Annotated in this window: 5 protein-coding genes; 4 read left to right on the forward strand and 1 reads right to left on the reverse strand. The window is 41.5% G+C overall.

The annotated features are described in order from the left end of the window. Window positions 1–7: 7 nt before the first annotated feature. A complete protein-coding gene (locus CAG57_RS04665; RefSeq protein WP_161430810.1) occupies window positions 8–991 on the reverse strand; it encodes a CobW family GTP-binding protein in 984 nt (327 codons plus the stop codon). Window positions 992–1443: 452 nt separating this feature from the next. Between CAG57_RS04665 and clcA the strand changes: the two genes are divergently transcribed. From clcA to CAG57_RS04685, 4 genes are all read left to right on the forward strand, one after another. Further along, entirely contained in the window at window positions 1444–2838 is a 1395-nt protein-coding gene (clcA, locus tag CAG57_RS04670; RefSeq protein ID WP_099611318.1) for a H(+)/Cl(-) exchange transporter ClcA, read from the forward strand. A 376-nt stretch (window positions 2839–3214) separates the two neighbouring features. Continuing rightward, on the forward strand, window positions 3215–4183 hold the full coding sequence (locus CAG57_RS04675; protein WP_099611319.1) for a TDT family transporter: 969 nt from the start codon (window positions 3215–3217) through the stop codon (window positions 4181–4183). 124 nt (window positions 4184–4307) lie between these two features. Further along, window positions 4308–5291: a tripartite tricarboxylate transporter substrate binding protein gene (locus CAG57_RS04680; protein ID WP_099611320.1), complete on the forward strand. Its 984-nt coding sequence runs from the start codon at window positions 4308–4310 to the stop codon at window positions 5289–5291. A gap of 172 nt (window positions 5292–5463) precedes the next feature. Beyond that, complete coding sequence (locus CAG57_RS04685) at window positions 5464–8082, forward strand: putative bifunctional diguanylate cyclase/phosphodiesterase (protein WP_161433800.1); 2619 nt, start codon at window positions 5464–5466, stop codon at window positions 8080–8082. Window positions 8083–8215 lie beyond the last annotated feature (133 nt).

Raw genomic sequence — 8215 nt, forward strand, 5'->3', positions numbered from 1 at the left:
TCAATCATCATTTGATGTTGGCTAAGGTCAATAAAATTGACTCCAACTGATCCCATGACATTAATTGTGAATCAATGACTTCTAAACGAGATTCAAAACCTTGTAGTGTCAATTCGTTAACCGATAACACCCCGTTATTGGCATTAAAAGCATAACAACCTTTACTCGTATTCAGCACTCCTTTGACCCGTTCAGCGGTTAAGGCACTAAGCATTGAAAATAACTCATCAAAATCAAATAGATACTCAGCACCGAATAGCCAGCCACAACTGTAGTAGCCTTGACCACGATTTTCTTTACGTAGGAATGCTTGTCCCGGTGCTAAGGCAAACTGTGGCTCTAATTGCGCATGATGATGGTGATGAGCTTCGATATGGCTTGATGCACTTTCCGCATTACGCTCTATATCAAGCATCGAGAACGGTAAATTGCCCTGACTGACGAATTGATAAGCCGCTTTCGCTGGTTGCTGTCTGGCTAACCAAGTCCGGAAAACCTCAATATCTGTTGGCGTTGCTTGGTCAACTTTATTGGCAACAATCACATCCGCACTGGCTAATTGATCATTAAAATTTTGATTCGTCACATATTTATCATTACTTAAATGACTCGGATCGACTAATGCAATGGTCGCTTTGAGGTCAACATAAGGCTGATATTGGGCAGAAGTTAAAGTGGCGATAACTTGCTTGGGGTGCCCTAAGCCTGTCGGTTCGATCAATAAACGATCGGGCTTCTGTCTTAACAGGGTATTAATCCCCACAGACATAGGTACACCCGCCGTACAGCACATACACCCACCCGGGACTTCTTTAATGAATGCCCCTTGTTCGGACATCATCGCGCCATCAATACCAATTTCACCAAACTCATTCACCAACACCGCCCACTTTTCATCGGCCGGTTTATGCTTCAATAAGTTTAAAATCGTGGTCGTTTTACCTACGCCAAGAAAGCCAGTAATAATATTAGTCGGGACTTTTTTTGTCATCGTGCTACTCCTTTTCGCGGAGTATATACAAAAAATAAAGAGGTGTAGACCGAAACGAGCCGAGGACCAGCACTTGAATAGTAAAAGGCGCACTGTATAAGCGCGCCTTAATCCTCGTAACTCAATCGTGAGTGATGCGAATCAGGAAGGCTATCGTTGCAACCTGATCATAATCGAGGCTATCTGAATTGTAGGTTGAATCCGTCCAAATTGTAGGTAAGGCATTCGTTTCCTCCATTTTGAAATACTTTGCTTGCCTTACGCTTTAACTATGGCTGATTTATCGCTGAATTCAAATCTTTTACCTTATTTTCTAGCTTTGATCGCGCTTTTGAACATGAGTCCTAAAAAAAATCATTTTTGAAAGTCAATATTTCATATTTGGCGCTATAGTTAATAAATTGTCTGCGTATAATTTACATTTTGTTACTTATCACGAGGCTGATCATTTAATGTTAAAGCGAGAGAAATTCCCTCACCGTTTATTTGTCAAAGTTCCCAAAGATACCCTCAATCAATTTCTCTCTAAAGATAAAACCTCTATTTCTGTATTACTATTAGCCATTGTCGTTGGTGTACTGGCAGGTTTAGTTGGTACTTATTTTGAACATGCCGTCCATCTGGTATCTGAAACCCGAACTGAATGGTTAAAAGGTTCGATTGGACATCTTCTTCCTCTCTGGCTCGCTGCGTTTTTAATCAGTGCTGGACTCGCATTTATTGGCTACTTTCTGGTCCATCGTTTTGCGCCCGAAGCTGCTGGCTCAGGCATTCCTGAAATTGAAGGAGCGATGGATGGCATACGTCCGGTACGTTGGTGGCGAGTTCTACCCGTTAAATTTTTCGGCGGTATGGGGGCTCTAGGATCGGGTATGGTACTCGGCCGTGAAGGGCCAACGGTTCAGATGGGCGGTGCTATTGGTCGCATGGTATCCGATATTTTTCGAGTAAAAAATGAAGATACCCGTCACTCTTTGCTCGCGGCTGGTGCCGCTGGAGGACTAGCTGCGGCCTTTAACGCACCGCTGGCTGGAATTATGTTTGTGATGGAGGAGATGCGCCCTCAATTTCGCTATACGCTTATTTCCGTGCGAGCGGTGATCATCTCTTCTGTCTCAGCAAATATCGTCTTTAGGCTGATTAACGATCAATCGGCTGTCATTACTATGCCTCAGTATCAACCACCGGAGTTGATCGCACTTGGCCTATTTTTATTACTCGGGATACTGTTTGGTCTCTTTGGCGTACTATTTAATAAGTTGATTACTCTTGCTCAAGATTTATTTGTCAAAATTCATAAAAATGCCCGCATACGCTACCTTATCACCGGATCATTGCTCGGTGGTTGTTTCGGATTAACACTGCTCTATATTCCAGAGCTAACTGGGGGAGGAATTGCATTAATTCCTGCGGTTACCACCGGAGAATATGGGGCAGCATTACTGCTGTTGCTTTTCGTCGGTCGTATCCTGACAACTTTACTCTGTTTTGGCTCTGGCGCACCAGGGGGCATTTTTGCTCCGATGTTGGCACTCGGAACGCTATTTGGCTATGCTTTTGGATTGATTACTCAAAGTCTGTTTCCAGAATTAAATATAGAACCTGGCATGTTCGCGATTGCAGGGATGGGGGCGCTTTTTGCCGCTACCGTTCGTGCTCCAATCACTGGAATATTGCTTGTGATCGAAATGACAAATAACTACTACTTAATTTTACCGTTAATCATCACCAGCTTGGGCGCTGTTATTTTCGCGCAACTGCTCGGTGGACAGCCTATCTACAGTCAGTTATTGCATCGAACCTTAAAGAACGACAAATTACGCCAGCAAGATTTACCGCAATCCTAGGGGCTGTTGATCTTTCACGGTTAAATTCACACCCATACTACACCCAAACAACTTGGAGTTGCAGGTAGGCGGCAAGTGAGTGACAAATTTGTCTGGAACAAATTTGAACAGCTGTAGGCTGGCCTTTGGTTAGAGCCACAGATGGCTCTCATAATTTCCATAAGCATAGACAGGCGATGTGATGGGCGAGCCCCCCTGCAGATTCAAGTCGCAAGAGTATATCGGGGATATTTTACTGATCAATGCCCTTGTAAAAAACTAACCATTATTACCTTACCGTTTTGTGAGATCTATCCACCTGATTATACGCACTAGCTTGCTGAAACTTGGTAGAATCGCGGCTCATTTTATGCCATGTCGTACAAGGAAGTGGAGATTGAACTGGAAAAGATTAATTTCTGTACAGAGCGTTCCACCCGCTCAAGCCGCATTGGCACTCGGTGTCATTGGCTTAGGGCAAGCATGGGCTTTATACTTGCCTAATATTGGCTTAACGATTCGGCCTTATATGGCAATCGCAGGAGCACTCCTTCTGCTGCCTGTTCTTTTTAAATATCTAACCAGCTATTCAACATTTCTCTGTGATATCCGCCATCCATTATTTGGTAGCCTTATGGCACCAATGAGTATGGCGTTACTGATCCTTTGTGACTATCTCGCGGTGATCTCCCCTACTATTGCTTACCCAATTTGGGCAATATCACTCTTTTTGCATATCATCATGATGCTATTGTTTTTTTACTTCCAACTGAAAAATTTCAAAATAGCTCATATTGTACCTAGTTGGTTTTTGTATCCAGTGGGACTGATTAGCAGCTCTCTTGCTGGAACCCAATTTGGCCATACTGTTTTTTCTGAGAGCTTAGTTAATCTCTGTATTGCTATCTATTTTGTGATGCTACCCGTCGTACTTTATCGATTAGTTTTTGAAGGGATGCTTCCGAGACGAGCCCGACCAACCTTAGCGATTATGGCCGCGCCGATCAATTTAACGTTAGCCACTTACTTGGTTAATTTCTCATCCCCAGATCCAATCCTCACGGGTGCGTTAGCAGGCATAGCCATCACCATGACTCTGCTTATTTACTTATGCTATTTCAGGCTGCTTCGGTTAGCATTTCAACCATCGATTGCCGCGGTTACCTTCCCTTCAGTCATTAGTGCTATTGCTATGCACCATTTAACGACTTTCTTTCAACACAATCATCCCCAGTGGAATTGGCTGCACTATTTTGGATTTATCGAATTAAGCATTGCAACTTTGCTCGTTATCTGGGTTACCTATGGATATATACGTATGTATTGGCCAGAAATTAGCCCGGATTCCACAACCAATAATATATAACCTTCATCAATTATGAGCCCGATTTTATATTGTTGATACGAGTGTTTGATACTTTTCATCGCTCATAGACAGAATGAAAAAGCCTTCCTAAACTTAGAGTAATTCAACAATATAGATCACTGTTATGAAAAGAATTTTCATCTGCTCCTATATTAAATTCATCCTACTACTGAGTTTAGGTATATTTTCACCTCTAGCATTAACCGATAATGCCTTTCCTACTCGTCCATTAACCATGTTAATTGGTTTTAATCCCGGCGGAAGTACTGATATACAAGGACAGGTTTTAGCCAAGATTCTCACAGAAAAACTCAAACAGCCCGTTAATATTATTTATCATCCTGGAGCTGGTGGTGCAGCAGCAGCGGCTATGTTGGCTCATAGTAACGATCAAGGATATACCTTCCAGTACGGCCTTTCTCTGCCGTATACCTTTGCTCCATTGGCTAATTCTGCCTCGTATTCGCTCGACAGTTTTCGTTATGTAGCGGGCCTTACTTTAGATCAAAATGCCTTTATTACCGGAGCGAACAAGCCTTTTAAAACGTGGGATGAATTTATTCACTATGCCAAACAAAATCCTGGCTTAATTTATGCTTCACAAAATGCGCAAGATCGATTTGTTATCCAACGAATCATGCAACGAGAAAATATCTCATTACGTATTGTCCCCACCACTGGAGGTTCAGGAATGGCCCCATTAATTTTATCAGGCGATGCCGACATTGCCTTTAGTGGAGGTACACACAGTATATATACGGATTCTGGATTAATGCATGTTTTAGTAAGCCTCGCAGATGATCGATTAGCCTATTATCCCAACGCTCCGTCTCTGAAAGAGTTGGGCTATGGCGTAAGTATTCACGCCATTCGAGTGGTTGCTGTCCCTGCAAATACTCCTGATAATCATGTGGCTATTCTTAAACAAGCTCTCAAAGAGGCAACTCAAGATTTACGCTTTCAACAGGTCACCGAGAAAAAAATAAAAATGCCGGTTATCTTTATGGAAGAATCCGAATTAAAAGCATTATTTACAATACAGCTCCACGAATATAAGCAACTTATTTCCGAGTCTCTATCGTTTGAACGTTATGACGCTCACCGATAATTGAAGGTAAAAACTCAAATAGAGCATAAACAAACCGCACAGGAGTAAAGATTGTATGTCACCGAGTCTTCCCCCAAAAAATAGGATGAGAAATAAAAGGTGGGAACTGAAATTTGCTACACGGATTACTTTAATCTTTGGTTTTCTCGGCCTGTTCGCTTTGCTTATCTCAATGCTATATGCAGTGCACACGGCAGAAAACTATTTACAGGATAAAATTGATAATAATTTTATCCAAAGGCAACGCACCGTCCAAAGTTTAATTGAAAATCGCTTAGATTTATTGGAGGTTTATCTACACACTACCGCATCAAACCGGATTTTCTCATCTTTAGCAGAACAAGATACTGAATTTGATTCAGTGGCTGATGATATGATTTTTATGTTACAAGACTCTAATGTCGGAGCCATATTAGATATATTTTTTTTAGTCGATACCTCTGACAACTTGCTCATCAATGCAGGGTTGCCTCTTTATAAGATTGAGCCTCTGCTACAAAACATGCACTCCCCTCTACATTACGCTAACCGTTGGACACTAGTTCATAGTGCTTCGCTGACCGCGTTTATCAAAGCTGTTCCTATTTTTGATCCTGCTACCATCAATTTAAGAGGATACATGTTTATTGGCTTGGCAATTGGACAAAATCGAACATTCCTTAAGTATCTTGCTGAACAGGCAGATTTAGATACCTTCAGTCTACAATATCAAAATAAATCGCTTATACGGTATAACGCCGCTTCTTCATCACCGTTATCGCTGACTACGGGTGAAAATTCCAGTGTATTATCTTCACCCTCTTTTTATTTGTACCGTTCTCCCATTAAGCTTCATCATCAAACGTTTCCCATTACGCTCGAATTAGGCATAAAAGATAGCCGTTTTCCCTCAGTCAAAGAGCATTATATGCACTCTTTTCTTCTATTATCGGGCGGATTTCTCTGCTTACTCGTTATTGCTGCTTGGGTACTGCACTTAAGCCATAACCGTGCGATTAGCCAACTCACTAACTATATCCAAGGTATCCAACAAGGGCTAAGAACTCGATTCTTACCAACTGGTGTTTATGAATACAATCAAGTTGGTGAAGCAATGCAGCATATGGTTGAAAACCTAAAAATTGCCGCGACCGTCTTTGAGTCAGCAGAAGGCATGATCGTCACAGACGCCAATCGCTATATTTTACGAGTTAACCAAGCTTTTACTGATATTACCGGATATCAACCATCTGATGTTCTTGGACAACATTTAAATGTGATTCGATCACAACAGTATGATAAACATTATTATAAAAAACTAAACCAACATCTATCAACCCATGGAACTTGGCAAGGTGAAATATGGAATCGAAGAAAAAATGGTGAGGATTACCTGCAGTGGACACATATAACGGCAGTGATGAGCGATAATGACGAATCAATCATCAATTATGTTATTACCTTAGTCGATGTTACTCAGCGTAATGCCGCAGAAAATAAAATTAAACAATTAGCTTTCTACGACCAGTTAACCGGCCTCCCCAACCGTCAACTTCTATTAGAACGCCTCGATCAAACGAGACGGAATACAACAAGAAATGGGCATTACGCTGCTGTGCTATACCTAGATTTGGATGATTTTAAAACTCTAAATGATACCCGTGGACACGATGTAGGGGATAAATTTTTAACGCTAGTTAGCCAACGTTTAATCGATTGTGTCAGACGAACAGATACGGTTGCTCGCATTGGTGGCGATGAATTTGTCATCATTCTTGAACAACTAGGTAGCAGTGAAGAACAAGCCTCTCAACATGCCGATCAACTTTGTCAAAAAATTCTCCACGCCCAAGAAAAGCCATATCAAATTGATAATATTGAACATTTTAGCACGTTAAGTATTGGGATTACGCTATTCAAAGGTGAAACACTTCGTGTTGATGACTTACTCAAACATGCTGATTTAGCCATGTACCAATCAAAAGGAGCAGGAAGAAATACCCACCGTTTCTTCAACCCTGAAATGCAAAAAGCCGTATTAGCTCACGCAAAAATGGCTAATGATCTTCGTTATGGACTCAGTCATCAGCAATTCATGCTTTACTACCAACCTCAAGTCAATCACAGCGGAAAACTCATTGGTGCTGAGGCGTTAATCCGTTGGAAACACCCTACGCATGGTATGATCTCTCCCGGTCACTTTATTCCCGTTGCCGAGGAAACTGGGCTAATTTTACCTCTCGGTGAATGGGTGCTGAACCAAGCCTGTAAAGTCTTATCACGGTGGAAACAGAGTGAGTTAACACAAGATTTGGTGCTCGCGATTAACATCAGCGCCAAGCAATTTCATCAAGCTCATTTTGTGACACAGATTATCACCGCGATTGAAAAGCACGGCGTTGATCCTAACCAACTAAAACTAGAAATCACAGAGAGTATGTTGCATCAAGATCTCAAAGACACCATCACGAAAATCGCTCAACTCAAGCAATATGGTGTCCATTTTGCTTTAGATGATTTTGGAACTGGGTACTCATCACTCAATTACCTAAAACAGTTACCTTTAGATGAGTTGAAAATCGATCAATCTTTTGTACATGATTTAACTACAAATAGGCACGATGCTGATATTGCACGCACCATTGTTTCACTTGCTAACAGCATGAAATTGTCTGTTATTGCTGAGGGAGTTGAAACCAAAGCCCAACGAGACCGATTAGCTAGCTATGGTTGTTTTCATTTTCAAGGCTACTTATTTGGACCTCCCGTTCCACTCGAAGAGTTCTCATTCAATTATACCCTTCCGACTTGAAGCCGGAGCAGTGTTGACTATGCTCATAAAGTCTTCTGCCGCCTACCTGCAACTGCAAGTTGTTTGGGTATATATAAAATTGACTCGATAATAAATATTATTAATATTTAATCACTTTATTAAAAATCCATAT

The organism is Vibrio sp. V30_P3S12P165, from assembly GCF_009904905.1.
Lineage (GTDB): Bacteria > Pseudomonadota > Gammaproteobacteria > Enterobacterales > Vibrionaceae > Vibrio > Vibrio fujianensis.

What these genes read in the sequence shown, in the direction of transcription:
- CAG57_RS04665 (WP_161430810.1), bottom strand. Translation starts at nt 991, where the DNA reads ATGACAAAAAAAGTCCCGACTAATATTATTACTGGCTTTCTTGGCGTA.
- clcA (WP_099611318.1), top strand. Translation starts at nt 1,444, where the DNA reads ATGTTAAAGCGAGAGAAATTCCCTCACCGTTTATTTGTCAAAGTTCCC.
- CAG57_RS04680 (WP_099611320.1), top strand. Translation starts at nt 4,308, where the DNA reads ATGAAAAGAATTTTCATCTGCTCCTATATTAAATTCATCCTACTACTG.
- CAG57_RS04685 (WP_161433800.1), top strand. Translation starts at nt 5,464, where the DNA reads ATGCTATATGCAGTGCACACGGCAGAAAACTATTTACAGGATAAAATT.